This window comes from Pigmentiphaga humi (assembly GCF_900606115.1).
Classification (GTDB): domain Bacteria; phylum Pseudomonadota; class Gammaproteobacteria; order Burkholderiales; family Burkholderiaceae_B; genus Pigmentiphaga; species Pigmentiphaga humi.
The window spans coordinates 103419-119304 of sequence record NZ_UWPJ01000012.1 but is presented as its reverse complement, the minus strand read 5'-3'; the positions used below and the strand labels follow the sequence as shown (position 1 = coordinate 119304).

14 protein-coding genes are annotated in these 15886 nt (G+C 67.6%); 4 read left to right on the top strand and 10 right to left on the bottom strand.

The genetic code is table 11. The features are described 5' to 3' along the window. Positions 1–9 precede the first annotated feature (9 nt). Positions 10–2274, bottom strand: a complete 2265-nt coding sequence (locus tag PIGHUM_RS06900) for a cyanophycin synthetase (protein WP_124078658.1) — start codon at positions 2272–2274, stop codon at positions 10–12. A gap of 351 nt (positions 2275–2625) precedes the next feature. Between PIGHUM_RS06900 and PIGHUM_RS06895 the strand changes: the two genes are divergently transcribed. Together PIGHUM_RS06895 and PIGHUM_RS06890 are read left to right on the top strand one after the other, a co-directional pair. Continuing rightward, positions 2626–4893 carry a cyanophycin metabolism-associated ABC transporter gene (locus PIGHUM_RS06895; protein WP_124078657.1) on the top strand — a complete coding sequence of 756 codons (2268 nt, stop codon included), beginning with the start codon at positions 2626–2628 and terminating at the stop codon, positions 4891–4893. Then, positions 4890–5375: a cyanophycin metabolism-associated DUF1854 family protein gene (locus tag PIGHUM_RS06890; protein WP_124078656.1), complete on the top strand. Its 486-nt coding sequence runs from the start codon at positions 4890–4892 to the stop codon at positions 5373–5375. The genes PIGHUM_RS06895 and PIGHUM_RS06890 overlap by 4 nt, the downstream gene beginning before the upstream one ends. A 21-nt stretch (positions 5376–5396) precedes the next feature. On the opposite strand, the gene PIGHUM_RS06885 is transcribed toward PIGHUM_RS06890, so the two are convergent. The 9 genes from PIGHUM_RS06885 to PIGHUM_RS06845 all read right to left on the bottom strand — a co-directional run bounded on the left by PIGHUM_RS06885 (position 5397) and on the right by PIGHUM_RS06845 (position 13593). Then, a complete protein-coding gene (locus PIGHUM_RS06885) occupies positions 5397–6614 on the bottom strand; it encodes a DegT/DnrJ/EryC1/StrS family aminotransferase (RefSeq protein ID WP_124078655.1) in 1218 nt (405 codons plus the stop codon). After that, positions 6604–7002: a DMT family transporter gene (locus PIGHUM_RS06880; protein WP_124078654.1), complete on the bottom strand. Its 399-nt coding sequence runs from the start codon at positions 7000–7002 to the stop codon at positions 6604–6606. Before PIGHUM_RS06880 ends, PIGHUM_RS06885 begins: the two co-directional genes overlap by 11 nt. Beyond that, positions 7002–7358 carry an EamA family transporter gene (locus PIGHUM_RS06875; protein WP_124078653.1) on the bottom strand — a complete coding sequence of 119 codons (357 nt, stop codon included), beginning with the start codon at positions 7356–7358 and terminating at the stop codon, positions 7002–7004. Before PIGHUM_RS06875 ends, PIGHUM_RS06880 begins: the two co-directional genes overlap by 1 nt. Further along, positions 7355–8221 (bottom strand): alpha/beta hydrolase, encoded by an 867-nt coding sequence (locus tag PIGHUM_RS06870; protein ID WP_124078652.1) that lies wholly within the window; start codon positions 8219–8221, stop codon positions 7355–7357. The genes PIGHUM_RS06875 and PIGHUM_RS06870 overlap by 4 nt, the downstream gene beginning before the upstream one ends. 29 nt (positions 8222–8250) lie before the next feature. After that, positions 8251–9006, bottom strand: a complete 756-nt coding sequence (locus PIGHUM_RS06865; RefSeq protein WP_124078651.1) for an MtnX-like HAD-IB family phosphatase — start codon at positions 9004–9006, stop codon at positions 8251–8253. 10 nt (positions 9007–9016) lie between these two features. Next, complete coding sequence (locus tag PIGHUM_RS06860; protein WP_124078650.1) at positions 9017–9925, bottom strand: HlyD family secretion protein; 909 nt, start codon at positions 9923–9925, stop codon at positions 9017–9019. A gap of 19 nt (positions 9926–9944) precedes the next feature. Continuing rightward, positions 9945–10697 carry an ABC transporter ATP-binding protein gene (locus PIGHUM_RS06855; protein WP_124078649.1) on the bottom strand — a complete coding sequence of 251 codons (753 nt, stop codon included), beginning with the start codon at positions 10695–10697 and terminating at the stop codon, positions 9945–9947. Positions 10698–10852: 155 nt separating this feature from the next. Beyond that, positions 10853–12529 (bottom strand): MFS transporter, encoded by a 1677-nt coding sequence (locus tag PIGHUM_RS06850; RefSeq protein ID WP_124078648.1) that lies wholly within the window; start codon positions 12527–12529, stop codon positions 10853–10855. A gap of 149 nt (positions 12530–12678) precedes the next feature. Further along, a complete protein-coding gene (locus PIGHUM_RS06845) occupies positions 12679–13593 on the bottom strand; it encodes a LysR family transcriptional regulator (protein ID WP_124078647.1) in 915 nt (304 codons plus the stop codon). A gap of 148 nt (positions 13594–13741) precedes the next feature. On the opposite strand from PIGHUM_RS06845, the gene PIGHUM_RS06840 reads away from it, so the two are divergent. Together PIGHUM_RS06840 and PIGHUM_RS06835 are read left to right on the top strand one after the other, a co-directional pair. Continuing rightward, entirely contained in the window at positions 13742–14719 is a 978-nt protein-coding gene (locus tag PIGHUM_RS06840) for a PDR/VanB family oxidoreductase (protein WP_246012988.1), read from the top strand. Positions 14720–14753: 34 nt separating this feature from the next. After that, the gene (locus PIGHUM_RS06835) at positions 14754–15857 is read left to right on the top strand and encodes an aromatic ring-hydroxylating oxygenase subunit alpha (protein WP_124078646.1); all 1104 of its coding nucleotides are present in this window, start codon (positions 14754–14756) and stop codon (positions 15855–15857) included. The last annotated feature ends 29 nt before the right edge of the window (positions 15858–15886 follow it).

Below are 15886 nucleotides of genomic sequence, written 5' to 3'. Positions count from 1 at the left end.
CTGATTCATTTATTCATGGTGCTGCGCACTGCCCGGCGCGTACGCCAGCCCCCCGCCCGACCCAGGGCACAGCGGATCTGGCTCCGCCAGTCCGCCAGTGCCGCCCCCTGGGGGGCGCGCGTAAGCGCGTAGGGGGGGGCTGTAGCTCTCCACGCCCGCGCGCAGACAGTCCAGCGGCAGGTCCAGCGCCCATCCCGCGGCCACGCCGGCCAGCACCAGTCCGAGGTCGCCGTGGCCGGCCAGGCAGGGGATGGCCGACAGCGGCGTGAGCTCGGTGACCGCTTCGCCCTGCGCCAGCACGATGGCGCCGCCGGCTGCATAGACCGCGCGCCTGCCTTGCGCCAGGTGCTCGGCCACGCGGGCGTTGCCGCGGTCGAGCGCATAGAAGATCGCCTCGCCGTCGCACAGCCGGGCCATGTCGGCGACCTGCCCGTCGTCGCCGTTGAGCACCGCATAGCCGGTCGGCAGCACCACGTCGACCTGGGTGCGCAGCACGTTGTAGATCTGCTGCGGCTCGAGGATGGAAAGGTCGGGATGGGTCTGGGCCGGGTCCAGGCTGGTGATCACGCCGACCTGGCAGCGGTCGTAGGCCAGGCCCTCGGTCAGGATGGCGCGCGCGCCGTTCTCGATCACGGCGGCCTCGATCATGGGGTTGCGCAGCGCGCGGCGCGCCGCTTCCCAGCTTGCGCCGTCGGCTTGCACCCGGCGCCGGTCGAAGAACAGGCCTTCGCTGGAGGCCGCCGCCATGCGCAGCCCGGACAGGCGCAGGAACTGGCCGACCAGCTGCGTCACCAGGGTGGTGCCGTGGCTGCCGCTGACGCCGACCAGCGGAATGCGTCCTTCGCCGCCGTTGGGGAAAAGGTGATCGACGATTGCGCGGCCCACCGGGCGCGGCTGGCCGTCGGCGGGCTTCAGGTGCATGAGCAGGCCGGGGCCGGCGTTCACTTCGACGATGGCGCCGCCTTGCTCTTCCAGCGGCCGGGAGATGTCCTCGGCCACCAGGTCGATGCCGGCGATGTCCAGGCCGACGATGCGGGCCGCCAGCCGCACGTGGGCGGCGATGGAGGGATGGACTTCGTCGGTGCAGTCGAAGGCGACGTTGCCGTTGCGCTGGATCAGCACTTCCTCGCCTTCGGGCGGGACGGCGTCGCCGTGGCAGCCCTGGCGTTCGAGCTCGATGCGGGCCGCCGAATCCAGCGCCACCAGGTTCAGCGGATGCTCTTCCGTATTGCCCCGGCGCGGGTCGGAGTTGAGCTGCGCGGCGATCAGTTCGAGGATGGTCGATTTGCCGTCGCCGGTCACCGACGCGGTCTTGCCGCGCGCGGCCGCCACCAGGCGGTCGCCCACGACCAGCAGCCGGTGTTCGTTGCCCGGCACGTAGCGTTCGACGATGACGCCGCTGCCCTCGCCGCTGGCGACGCCGAATGCGGTCTCGATGGCTTCGCGCGTGTTCAGGTCCAGGAATACGCCGCGTCCATGGTTGCCGTCGCAGGGCTTGATCACCACGGGCAGGCCGATGTCCTGCGCCGCTTCCCAGGCGTCGTTCTTGTTCTGGACCATGCGTCCTTCGGGAACGGGAACGCCGCAGGCCTGCAGCAGGCTCTTGGTGAGGTCCTTGTCGCAGGCGATGCCTTCGGCCACGGCGCTGGTGCGATCGGTCTCGGCCGTCCAGATGCGGTGCTGGGCGGCGCCGTAGCCGAACTGGACCAGATTGCCCTGGTTCAGGCGAATGTACGGAATGCGCCTATCTTCGGCCGCCTGTACGATGCTGGCGGTGCTGGGGCCGAGCCAGTATTCGTTGACCAGGTCGCGCAGCGCGTCGAGGGCGCCCGGGACGTCGAACGGCCGGTCCTCGATGGCGGCCATGACCAGGTCGCGCGCGGTGGCCAGGGCGGCGCGGGTGACTTCTTCCTGGTAGGCGCTGACCACCACGCGATACACGCCGCGGGTGGACGTTTCGCGGGCCTTGCCGAAGCCGCCGGGCAGTCCGGCCAGGTTCTGCAGTTCCAGCGTGACGTGCTCCAGGATATGCCCGGGCCAGGTGCCTTCCTGCACCCGGCGCAGGAAGCCGCCGCGCTCGTCGTAGCTGCAGCGGTGCTCGATCAGCGTAGGCAGCCAGCTGGACAGGCGCTCGTAAAAGCCGGGAATCAGGTTGGAGGGAAAATCCTCCAGCTCGCCAATGTCCACCCAGGCTTCCAGCACGGGCGGATATGTCCACATGCTGGGGCCGCGCAGGGATAGCACGTTCAGGATGTCAATGCGTTTGCGGTTCATATCGATTGGTTCAATATCCAGAACGAGGTGCTATCGGCTACTACAGAATTGCGCTGTCCGGCTCACGGCACCGCGGATCCGGCTCCGGGGGCTGCCGATGCCGCGAGGGCGCGCGAAGCGGATAGTGGGGGCGGATTCCACGCAGTCTGCGGAAATGTATTGGGCACACGCGGTACGGGCAAGGCCCGAGAGGCAGCCTAGGGAATCCCCCGATGCGGCGCTACAACGCATTATTTGGTCGTATGGGATAAGAACGCGGGTAACTATAATACTTACGCGATCCTGACATAATTTCACGAATCAAAAATAGTTACAAACCCTTATGTTGCTAATTTGGGGCACTCCCCGCTCATGACCGCGCCTTCCCCATTCGCCTCCCTGCCCGACGCCTGGCGCGACCAGGCATTGCCCTCGATGGCCGAAGGAGAAAGCCTTTGCGCCTGGGTCGAGCTGGATCTCGACACCGACCTGCGCTATGCGCGCGGGCTGCTCATCCTGACCGAGCGGCGCCTGCTGTCGGCGGCGCAGGGCGTGCAGGGCTGGAAAGCGTGGCCGCTGCACGAGGGCCTGAAGCTGGCGTTGTCCGACCACGCCGGCGTGGTGGGGATCGAACTCGCGGACGCGCGGGAGCGCCTGGCGCTGTGGCGCACGACCATGGCCCACCACGTGGGCGCGGTGCGCTTTTCCGAGCAATTCGAACGCCAGCTCGCGGCGCTGGCCGAGGGGGGCGTGGCCGTGCGGCTGGCGCCGGCGTGCCCGCGCTGCCACGCCGCGCTGCCGCCGGGCGAGTCCGTGTGCCCCGCCTGTGAGGACGAGGACGCCGAAAGCGCGCCCAAAGGCTGGGCGCTGCTGCGGCTGCGCCGCTTCGCGCGTCCGTACCGCGGCCGGCTGATCGCCGGCTTCATCCTGACCGTCCTGTCCACCGCGGCCACGCTGGTGCCGCCGTACCTGACCATGCCGCTGATGGACGACGTGCTGATCCCGTTCCAGAACGGCCAGCCCATCGACTACGAACTGGCCGGGTTCTATCTTTCGGGCCTGCTGGCCGCGGCGCTCGTGGCCTGGGTGCTGGGCTGGAGCCGCACCTACATCCTGGCCTGGGTCAGCGAACGCATAGGCGCGGACCTGCGCACCAGCGCGTACGAGCACCTGCAGCAGCTGTCGCTCGAATACTTCGGCGGCAAGCGCACCGGCGACCTGATGGCGCGCATCGGCAACGAGACCGACCGCATCTGCGTGTTCCTGTCGCTGCACCTGCTGGATTTCGCCACCGACGTGCTGATGATCCTGATGACCGCGGCCATCCTGGTCTCGATCGACCCCTGGCTGGCCCTGGTCACGCTGTTGCCGCTGCCCTTCATCGCCTGGCTCATCCACCTGGTGCGCGACAAGCTGCGCCATGGCTTCGAGAAGGTCGACCGCAACTGGGCCGAGATCACCAACGTGCTGGCCGACACCATTCCCGGCATTCGCGTGGTCAAGGCCTTCGCCCAGGAAAAGCGCGAAGTGGCGCGGTTCCGCGAGGCGAACAACCACAACCTGGCGGTCAACGACCGGGTCAACACGGTGTGGTCCATGTTCTCGCCCACCGTGATCCTGCTGACCGAAGTGGGGCTGCTGGTGGTCTGGATCTTCGGCATCTGGCAGATCGCCAACCATCGCATCTCGGTCGGCGTGCTGGCCGCCTTCCTGGCCTACATCAGCCGCTTCTACCTGCGGCTCGATTCCATGAGCCGCATCGTCTCGGTCACGCAGAAGGCGGCGGCCGGCGCCAAGCGCATTTTCGACATCCTGGACCGCGTCTCCAGCGTGCCCGAGCCGGCCAGCCCGGTGCCGCTCGCGCATGTGGAAGGCCGCATCCAGATCCGCGACGCGGTGTTCCGCTACGGCACGCGCGCCGTGCTGCGCGGCATCGACCTGGACATCGCGCCGGGCGAGATGATCGGCCTGGTGGGCCACAGCGGCTCGGGCAAGAGCACGCTGGTCAACCTGATCTGCCGTTTCTACGACGTATCGCAGGGCTCGATCAAGGTGGACGGCGTGGACATCCGCGCGCTGTCCATCCCCGAGTACCGCCACAACATCGGCGTCGTGCTGCAGGAGCCCTTCCTGTTCTTCGGCACCGTGGCCGAGAACATCGCCTACGGCAAGCCCCATGCCACGCGCGCGGAAATCGTCGCCGCGGCGCGGGCGGCCCATGCCCACGAGTTCATCCTGCGGCTGCCGCACGGCTACGACTCGCTGGTGGGCGAGCGGGGCCAGGCCTTGTCGGGCGGTGAGCGCCAGCGTATTTCGATCGCCCGGGCGCTGCTTATCGATCCGCGTATCCTGATCCTGGACGAAGCGACATCTTCGGTGGATACCTCCACCGAGCAGGAGATCCAGAAGGCCCTGGACAACCTGGTGCAGGGCCGCACCACGATTGCCGTGGCGCATCGCCTGAGCACGCTGCGCCGGGCCGACCGCCTGGTGGTGCTGGACCGCGGCCGCATCGTCGAGGAAGGCCGCCACGAAGACCTCATCGCCAAGGGCGGCGCGTACTATCGCCTGCACCAGGCGCAGACCCGCCAGCTCGATCCGCCGGGCAGCGACAATACCTGGAGCGAGGAGGAGTCATGAGCATCCCGGCCAGCAACGGCTTTCCCTTCATGCTGAGCCGCAACGCCTTCGGCCGGCTGATCCATACGCCCGCCGACGGCGGCCCCGCCGAAGAGGTCGTGCCGGTGCGCGCTTTCCCCATCGATACCGAATCCGAGGATATTTCGCTGGTCGGCCCTACCGGCCATGAAGTGGCGTGGATTTCCCGGCTCGACGAGCTGCCGCCGCAGGCGCGCGACCTGGTCAGGGACGAACTGGCGCGCCGCGAGTTCATGCCGGAGATCTTGCGCATCGTGTCGGTGGACAGTTACGTGACGCCTACTGCCTGGACCGTCGAGACCAGCCGCGGCGAGGCCCGGCTGGCGCTCAAGAGCGAGCAGGACATCCGCCGCATCTCGCAGTCCAAGCTGCTGATCTCGGACGGCCACGGCATCCATTTCCTGATCCGCGACCTGGACAAGCTCGACCGGGCGAGCCGGCGCATGCTGGACCGGTTCCTGTAAGGCCGGGTCCCTCCGGGCCCGTCAGGACAAGAGCTTGGCCAGGCGCGCCGTCAGCGCGTCGAAGCGGCCGTCGTCCAGCCAATGGCTATTGCTGATGGAGAGCGAGCGGGCGGCGAAATCGCGGGCCCGGGGCACGTCGGCCGCGGGCACGATGGCGCGCAGGTAGTCGTAGTCCGGCAGCGTATGGACGAACAGCGGCCCCACGCCCAGGCCGGCGCCCCATAGCTGCGCCAGCACGCGGTCGCGGCGCGCGGCGTCGGGCAGCACCAGCATGAAGAAGGGCCATACGCCCTGTTCATCGGGGCGCCGGTCGTGCAGCACCTGGACGCCGGGCAGGGACTGGAGCCGCGGCAGGCGCTGCAGCGCGCGCCGGGTGGCCGCTTCGGCGAAGGCGGGCAGGCGGCGCGCCGCGCGGGCGCCGACGCCGCGCCGCCAGGGTCCGACGCGATGCAAGGGAATGGCCAGCGAGAAATCGTCGCCGGCCGCGCGCACCGGGTCGCCCGCCCGCAGCGCCGCGCGCTGCGGATTGCCGTAGGCCAGGCGCATCCCGCGCGGGCCGTACAGCGCCGCATAGCCCAGCAGCTCCACGCTGCGCCGCAGCTCCCAGCGCCAGTCGGCGGGCACCAGGCGCGCACTGCCGGTCTGCAGCGCCGCTCGCATCGCCGGGTCGCGCGCCAGCAGCAAGCCGCCTTCGAAAATGCTCAAGCCCTTGCCTGCCGCGAGGCTGAAGAATCCGGCATCGCCCTCCAGGCCCACGCTGCGGCCATGGCGGCGCGCGCCCAGCGACTGCGCCGCATCTTCGATCACCGCCGCGCCGCAGGAGGCGGCGCAGTCCAGCGCCGTGTCGAGGTCGGCCACGCGGCCGGCCAGGTGAGTGACGACGATGGCGAGCGTGTCGGCACCGCAGGCGGCGGCCAGCGCATCCCGGTCGAAGTCGAAGTGCCCCGGCGCGAGGTCGCACAGGCGGATGCGCAGCCCGCAGCGGTGCACGGCCAGCGCCACCAGTGGGCAGGTATAAGCCGGCAGCACCACGGTTTTGCGGGCGCTGGCGCCGGCCAGCGCCGTCAGGGCGACGACGAGGCTGGCGGTGCCGGAGCATTCGAGCTGCAGCGCGTCGACGCCCAGCCAGCGCGCCACGAAGGTTTCCAGGTCGGCCGGCCCTGCCGGCAGCAGGTCGCCGGCACGCAGCGGCAGCCCGGCGGTGGGCGGGATCTCGACGGCGCCGGGCTCAGGCGCCATGGCCGGCGTCGGCGGGGGCTTCGCGCGCCTCGCCGAAGGCCAGGCAGACGATGCCGGCCAGGATCAGCACGGCCCCCACGGTCTGGTGGGTGCCGATATGCTCGTCGAACAGCCATACCGATGCCAGCATGACGGTTACGACTTCCAGGTGCGAGGCGGCGAATGCCGGGCCGATCGGCGCGCGCTTGAGCAAGGCCATCCAGGTGAAGAAGGCGCCTACATAGCCGACGAAGGCGCCATATATCCAGGGCTGGCCGAATACCCGCAGCAGCCAGTCGAGATCGGCGGCCAGCGGCATCGCGTGGTTGGCGGCAAGCTTGAAGCTGACCTGCGCGAGCGTATCGAAGGCCATCAGCAGGCCGAAGCCTATCAGGTAGAAGCGGCCCATCAGGGGATTCCCACCACGGCGACGCCGGCGGCGATCAGGGCGATGCCGGCCACGCGCAGCGGCGTCAGGCGTTCGTTGAACAGGAAACGGCCGGCGATCATGATGGCGACGATGTTGATGGAGCCGAGCAGCACGCCTTCGGACAGCGGCACCAGCGACAGGAACGCTAGCCAGACTACGAATTCCAGGATATAGCAGCCTATGCCTATCCAGATCCAGGGCCGCGCGGCCAGTTGCCGCCAGTACTGCAGGCCGCTGCCGCCGGCGGGATGGCTGGCGGCAGCCTTGAAGGCGAGCTGGCCGCCGGTGTCCACCAGGACGTTGAGCGTCCAGAGCAGCGCGACGAGCGGCGTCATCGCGCCATCGCCAGCGTCGCGTCTGCCGAGCCGGGGGTGGCGAGCGCCTTGCGCTGCGCCGCCACGGCGTCGAAGAACTCGGCCGACTCGCGGATGACTTCGCGGCGTTCCCGGTCCACCGTGATCATGTGGTAGCTGTCGTGCAGCAGCACCAGCTTGGCGGGACCGCGCACGCGCTGCACTACCAGTTCGGCGTTGCCCACGCTGGCCATGTCGTCATGGGCGGCATGCATCACCAGGCAGGGGCAGCGCACCTGGGGCAGCTGCTTGCGCACGACGGCCGAGAGCTGGATCAGCTCGGCCAGGGCAGGGAAGGGATTGCCCGGCAGCCCGGCGTCGGCGCTGTCGCCGCCGAGCATGCTGGACGAGACGGCGGCGCGCAGGCGCTCGTCCTTGAGGCCGTAGGGCGGCTCTTCGTCGAACACCTTGTCCTGGAAGATGTTCAGGCGCTTGAACCAGGGCAGCAGGAACGACAGGCGCCAATACCAGGGGATGTTCCAGCCGTCGTAGCGGAAGGTCGCGCCATAGACGCCTACGCCGGCCACTTTGTCGGGGTGGTCGGCGGCGGCCTTGAGCGCCAGCACCGCGCCCATGGACAGGCCCGCCACGAAGCAGTGGTCGACTTCGCGGCCGAGCTTGTCGAGGGCCTGCTCGACACTGGCGTACCAATCCTGCCAGCGGGTCCGGACGAGGTCGTCGACGTCCCCGCAATGCCCGGCGAGCTGCATCCCGTAAACGGTGTAGCCCGCGCGGTGCAGGCCCTTGGCAACGGTACGCATCTCGTTCGGCGTACCGGTCAATCCATGTATGAGCAGCACGCCCGAGCGGCCGCCTTCGAAGTAGAAATCCGCAGATGTAATCATGAAAACCGTTCGAACTAGGTCCTGCGCGTTCAGGCCCTGCCTGCTGCAGCGGGAGGAACGCCGAACTCGCGCGGCGGCTGCGCGATCGCGTGCAGTTGGCCACCCAGGATGAATTCGAGCGCATTGCGGGCCTCGCTGAAGCCGGCAATCGGAATGTGGACCAGGCCGTGGTCGCGGCAATAGTCGATCAGCCGGTGCTTGGCCAGCACGAAATCGACGGTGCCGGCCACGCAGAAGTCGGAGGCGCCGTCGCCGACGTAGAGGATGCGCGAGCGCGATTGCCGCACGTCGGCGCCATACGAGCACTTGCACGTGCCGCTGGCCTTGCTGCAGGCGGCATCGGCGTACGGGAAGTCCAGCTTCCAACTGCGCGGACCGACCTGCTTGATGCGGTTGGCCACGACCGGCAGATCGGCCAGTCCATGGCGTCCGAGGACGCGGGTGATGACCGCGGCCAGGCCGTCGCTGACCACGTGCACCGGCACACCCAGCGCGCGCGCCTGCCGGACGAAATCCGGAAACGCCGGATCGATTTCTATGCTGTCGACCAGTTCTTCCAGTTCTTCCTTGCTGGCGTCGATCAGCGCGATCTGTTCGGCCATGCAGGTGCGCGAGCCGATCTCGCCGCGTTCCCAGGCCTCTTCGAGCGCTTGCCAGCCAGGCTTGCCGAAGCGGTCCAACAGGGTGTCGGTGACGTCGCGTGTGGAAATGGTGCCGTCGAAGTCGCACAGCACGATCCATTCGGATTCGGCGAGCCCTTTGGCGGAGTGGAGGTCGATCAACATAAAAAAGCCTTCAAGGAAGAAAGCGGACGAGCACGCGCTGGCCGACGCGCAGTTTCTCGGGATGGGCGATGGACAGCAGGGACTCGACGCCACGGCGGCTGACCCGGTCTTGCGGATCGTCGCCGGGCGGCATGGCCTGGTAGACGCTGCCTATGCGTTCGAGGCGGGCGGCGGTGGGGGGGGCTTCCGGCGAAGCCTCGGAAACGATCTCGGCCTGCATGCCGGGCTTGAGCGCGGCCACGTAGGCTTCGTTGACGTCGGCGCGCACCAGCAGCGGCCGGCGCGGCAGCAATTGCAGCAGTTCGGTCTGCGTGGTGACGGTGTTGCCCAGTTGTACTTTCAGGCCGACGATTTCGCCGTCGGCGGGCGCGCGTATCTGCTGGCGCTCGAGCGTCCATTGCGCGGCGAGCACCTTCTGGCGCGCGACCTCGACTGCGGCCAGGGCCGCGGCCGCTTCCGCCTCGGCCTGGACCGCGGCATGCCGGGCGTCGTCGGCCGACTGGCCGGTCACGGCGCCGCCGGCAGCAGCTTCGGCCAGGCGCTGGGCCTGCTGCTTCAGGCCGGCAATGCGGCCGCGCTGCACCCGTTCCTGGGCCTGCAACTGGCGCAGTTCGGCCTGGGCGGCATCGACCGCGAGCCGGGCTGCGGCGGGGTCCAGGTCGATCAGCGGCTGGCCTTTGCGGACCTTGTCGCCATCGCGTACGGCCACCTGCGCGATCGTACCGTCCACGGCCGCGCCGACGCGGATCAGCCCGCCTTCGACGTCGACCCGGCCGCGGGCCACCGCGGCGTAGGCCGGCTGGTCGGCCGCGCCGGACTCGGCCTGCGGGTCGGCCGGCCGCGAACACCCCGCGAGCAGCGTGCTGCCGGCAAGCATGGCGAAGGCCGTGAGGCGGAAAAAGTGGGCACGGAAAAGCACGAGGTCCGGGCGCTCCTATCTATGAATAAACGGCAACGGGCACGTCCACGCGGCGATCGTCGAGGATGTTCCCGTCTTCCATGGTCAAAATGCGATCCGCATGGCCGATCAGGCGCGGATCGTGGCTGACGCACAACACCGTGGCGCCGTGGCGGTGTGCGATGCGATGCAGGATGTCGATGACTTTCATGCCGTTGCCGGCGTCCAGCGCGCTGGTGGGCTCGTCGGCGAACAGCAGGTCCGGCTGCTTGGCGAGCGCGCGGGCGATCGCCACGCGCTGCTGCTCGCCGCCCGACAGGCTGGCCGGGCGCATGCCGGCGCGGCCGGCCATGCCCACTTCTTCCAGGGCGGACCAGGCATGCTGGTCGGCTTCCCGGGCAGGCATGCCGATGTAGCGTAAAGGCAACATGACCTGTTCCTGCGCGGTAAGCGCCGGAAACAAATTGAAGCCTTGGAATACGAAGCCCGTATGCATGAGCCGGAACCGTTCGAGTTCCTGGAGCCGCAGTTGCCCCAGATCCTGTCCGAGTACGCGGACACGGCCTTCGTCGGGACGCAGCATGCCGCTGAGGATGGCGAGCAGGGTACTTTTGCCGCAGCCCGACGGGCCGGAAATCAGCGTCAACTCGCCTGGAATGATGCTAACCGACAAATTGCGCAGGATACGTTCGCGCACATTACCGGTCAGAAAGGATTTGCCGAGAGATTCGGCGATGATGCTGGGTTCTCCCCCGGAAATGCGCCAGGGAGCGGTGGACTCGGTCGCCGGCATGGCGTGGTTCTCCGATGGACGGGAAAGGCCGGCGAGGCCCGGAGGATGCGGCGTTACGCTAACGCGAAATCCCTCTCGGAGAGAAAGGTTTTAGGCGCTGCTGCCCGCCTACTGTTGTAGGCAGGCAGCAGTGCTGGCGAACGGACGGCCGGGAATCAGTCTTCCAGCCGGTTGTCCTTGGTCTCCTTGATGAACAGCGTGCCGACCACCAGGCTCATTACCGCAATGGCGATCGGATACCACAAGCCGTTATAAATGTTACCAGTTGCTGCCACGATAGCAAAGGCCGTTGTGGGCAGGAAGCCACCGAACCAGCCGTTGCCTATGTGATAAGGCAGGCTCATCGAGGTATAGCGGATGCGCGTCGGGAACATCTCCACCAGCATGGCCGCGATCGGACCGTAGACCATGGTTACCAGAATCACCAGCAGCGTCAGCAGCACGACCAGCATGACGTGGTTGATCTGCGCCGGGTCGGCCTTGGCCGGGTAGCCGTGGTTGCGGATCTCCGAGGTCAGGCGGGCCTTGAGTTCGTCGCTGCGGGTCTTCATTTCGGCCGTCGACAGGCCGGCGCCCTCGAAGGAATCCACCGTGGTGTCGCCGATCTTGATCTTGGCTACGGAACCGGCGGGAGCGGTTTCGTTGCTGTAATTGACCGAATTCGACGCCAGGAAGGATTTGGCCTGGTCGCATGAGCTGACGAACTTGGCGGTGCCCACCGGGTTGAACTGGAACGAGCAGCTCTTGGGATCGGCCACCACCACCACCGGCGCGTTGGCCTGGGCGGCTTCCAGGGCCGGGTTGGCGTAGTGGGTAATGGCCTTGAACAGCGGGAAATACGCCAGCGCGGCGATCAGGCATCCGGCCATGATGATGGGTTTGCGGCCGATACGGTCGGACAGCGTGCCGAAGATCACGAAGAACGGCGTGCCGATCAGCAGGGCCAGCGCGATCAGGATGTTGGCCGTGAACGCATCGACCTTGAGGGTCTGGGTCAGGAAGAACAGCGAATAGAACTGACCCGTATACCAGACCACGGCCTGGCCGGCGGTCAGGCCGAGCAGCGCCAGCAGCACCACCTTCAGGTTGCTCCAGCGCCCGAAGGATTCGGTCAGCGGCGCCTTGGATTCCTTGCCCTCGGCCTTCATGCGCTGGAAAGCGGGCGACTCGTTCAGCTTGAGCCGGATCCACACCGAGATCGCCAGCAGCAGGATGGAGACCAGGAACGGCACGCGCCATGCCCATGCCGCGAAGGCTTCCTCGCCGGTGGCGGTGCGCACGCCGAGGATCACCAGCAGCGACAGGAACAGGCCCAGGGTCGCGGTCGTCTGGATCCAGCTGGTGTAGGCGCCGCGCCTGCCGTGCGGGGCATGCTCGGCCACGTAGGTGGCGGCGCCGCCGTATTCGCCGCCCAGCGCCAGGCCCTGGGCCAGCCGCAGGATGATGAGGATGACGGGAGCGGCCATGCCTATCGATGCGTACGAGGGCAGGATACCCACGATGAACGTGGACAGGCCCATGATCAGGATGGTGATGAGGAAGGTGTACTTGCGTCCGACCATGTCCCCCAGGCGGCCGAACACGAGGGCGCCGAAGGGCCGGACGGCGAAACCGGCGGCGAAGGCGAGCAGGGCGAAGATGAAGGCGGCGGTCTCGTTGACCCCCGAGAAGAACTGCCGCGCGATGATGGCGGCGAGGGATCCGTACAGATAGAAGTCGTACCACTCGAAAACCGTACCAAGCGACGAGGCAAAGATCACGCGTCGCTCTTCTTTGGTCATGGGGCGCGACGCTGGCGCCGGTGCCCCAGTACTGCTGACGGTGGTGCTCATGAAAGGGTGTCTCCTCGGGTGTGCCTGCTTGCTATGAAGGTGGGTATGGCAGACTGGCCCGGTACTGCGCGAGTCCCGGGCTCGAAACCAGAGTAGAAACAGTTGCTGACCCGGCACTTACGTTTTACTGACGGGAAACTGAATTTTCGTCACTTGTCGATATCTCTTTCCCAGGGAACGGCAACATCCTGCCGCAGGTGTTGCGTCAGCCAGTCGACCATCGCCGCGATCCGGGCTACGTGCTGCTTTCTGCGCGGCACGTAGGCCCTGAACCACGTCTCTTGCAATGGGAATTCGTCGAGCACCGTCACCAGCGCCCCGGATGCGATGTCGGCCTGGGCCACGTAGCCGGGCAGGGCGGCGATGCCCAGCCCCATCCGCGCGGCATTGCGCAGGGTCAGATTGTCGTCGGCCGTCAGCCGGGGCGGGATGTCCACGCTGATGCCGCCCTTGGGGCTCTGGAAGTGCCAGGCCGTGCCGGAGGGCTTGAATACCAGGCAGGCGTGCTCGGTCAGGGCCTGGGGATGGCGGGGCCGCCCGTGCCGCTGCAGGTAGGCCGGCGTGGCGCACAGCAGCGTGTCCACCGGGCACAGGGGGATCTCGACCACGCCTTCGTAGCTCGCCGGCCGGCCGCTGATGGCAAGGTCATAGTCCCGCTCTGCCGGGTTGGTGGAGTGGTCCACCAGCGAGATGTCCAGCGTGATGCGGTCGTGCTCGAGCAGGAAGGCATTGAATATCGCGCCCAGGCGGACGGTGGTGAGGGTGGTCGGTATGGCCACGCGCAGGTGGCCCACCAGTTTGGACGCGTCGCGTTCCACGCTCTGCACCAGGTCTTCGAAGCTGGCGACCAGCACGCCGGCGCGGGCGTGCAGTTTCTCGCCCGCCTCGGTCAGGCGCACCGTCCGCGTGGTGCGGTCGAACAGCCGGGCGCCGACGGTTGCTTCCAGTTGGCGCACGCGCTTGGCCACGACCGAAGGCACCACGTTCATTTGGCGCGCAGCCTCGGAGAAGCCGCCGCAGGCCACCACGATCGTGAAGGTCTTGAGTTGGGTAATAGCGTCCATGGACGGATCCTGTTTTTCTTGATCGAGATTACTGATAGCTATTTTTTGAATAAATGAGCGCTATTGTTCCTTAATAAAATCATTTCCCACAAGCGGGGCGGACCCGATTCGCCGGCAAACCCATAGAGAGGAAAGAGGAGCGGGTGGTGTGACGAGCAAATTCATGGACGTGAGGGTGGCCGGCGTGCGGACGCTGACGCCGCGCGTGACCGAGTACCTCCTGGCGGCGGCCGACGGCCGTCCGCTGCCGCGCTACGAGCCGGGCGCGCACGTGGCCCTGCACATGGTGTCCGGGACGCGCGGCCCCATCGTGCGGCATTACTCGCTGATCGGCGGATTGGAAGGCGACGACGACCCGCGCAACGTCTACCGCATCGCCGTGCAGCGAGAGGACCGCGCCCGCGGCTCGGCTTTCATCCACGAGACCTTCCGGGCCGGCACCTGTCTGCGCATCACGCCGCCGGTCAACAATTTCCCGCTGGACCGGCGCGATGCGTCGACCCTGCTGGTCGCCGGGGGCATAGGCGTGACGCCCATCGTGTCGATGGCGCGCAGCCTGGCGCGCCGCCGTTGCGACTATCGCGTGGTGTTCGCCGGACGCAGCCCGGCGCAGATGGCATATCGCGAAACGCTGGCGCGGCTTGCGGGCGATCGCGTCCGTTTCCATTACAGCGATGAGCAAGGCGAACTCGACCTGCGCGCGCTGCTGTCCGCGCAGCCGGCGCTCACGCGCGTCTATATATGCGGTCCCGCGCCGATGATCGCAGCCGTCCATGCGGCCGGGGCAGCGTTGGGATGGGAGCCGGACCGGGTGCGCAGCGAGTTGTTCACTGCCGGTCCCATGGGCGACGAGGCTGCCTTCGAGGTCGAACTGAGGCGTTCGGCCAAGGTCGTGCAGGTCAGCGCGGATGCCAGCATTCTCGATGCGCTGCGACTTGCCGAGGTGCCGGTGTTGTGGGACTGCGCGCGCGGCGAGTGCGGGCTGTGTCCGTTGCCGGTGATCGAGTCCGACGGTCCGATCGAGCACCGCGACCGCTATCTGAGCGAAGAAGAGCGCGCCAAGGGCGGCTCTCTTTGCATCTGCGTATCCCGCATACGCGGATCGCGCCTGGTGCTCGACGCCTGAGCTTTCCATCCCTTTTCAGAAGGAGTGCGCTGCCATGAACCGCATCGCTGATGCCATCCCCGAACTCCACACCGATTTCTGTTTCGAGCCGGGCGGTTTCGCCGATCACCGTACGCCGCTGGTACGCAATTGCTGGTATGTGGCCGGCTTGTCCAGCGAAATCACGCGCGAGCTGATCAGCCGCCGCTTCCTGGGCGTGGACGTGGCCCTGTACCGGACGCTGGCCGGCGAGCCTGTCGCCGTGCGCAACCGCTGCCCGCACCGTTCTTTCCCGCTGGCCAAGGGCCGGCTGGAAGGCGACGTGCTGATGTGCGGCTACCACGGCATGCAGTTCGACCCGTCGGGCCGGTGCGTGAGCATGCCCTCCATGCCGCTGGTGCCGACCAATGCACAGGTGCGCAGCTTTCCCGTCGTCGAGCGCGCGCCGCTGGTCTGGATCTGGATGGGCGACCCGGACCACGCCGATGTCGGGCTGGTTCCCGACACGAGCTGGCTGGCCAGCCAGGAATGGAAGAGTGTGCACGGCAGCTTCCACATGAAGTCGGACTATGTATCCATGCACGAGAACCTGCTGGACCAGACCCATTTTCCCTTCCTGCATCCCGGCGCCATCGGTACGCCGGAATACGCCCGCAGCAAGCTCGACGTGCGTCAGGAGCGCAGCGTGGTGATCATCGACCGGACCCTGAAGAACTCGCCTCCGCCGGCGGTGTACGGCGTGCCGACAGGCCTCATGGGCAAGCCGGTCGATCGCTATTCCGAAGCCCGCTTCGCGTCGCCGGCCTTGCACACGGCCTTCGCCAGCATCGTCGACAACGCCGATCCCGGCGGCAGGCCGCGCACCTACCGCTTCAACATCACGCACGCCTTCACGCCCGAGAGCAACGGCAGCATCCACTACTGGTGGTTCAACAGCCGCGACTCCAACCTCGACGATCCGGCCGCCGATGCGTATCTGCACGAGGCGTCGGCCAAGGCCTATCTGGAGGACGTCGATGCGCTGGAGTGGATTCTCGACGTCGTGACGCGGGACGTCGAGCCGCAGTTCGACCTGAATTTCGCTCCCGACAAACCGGGGCTGATGATGCGCCGCGTGCTCTACGACATGGCGGCGCGCGAAGCGGGCGCACGGTTTTGACCGGCAAGGTACACGCAGCGGCGGCGCAC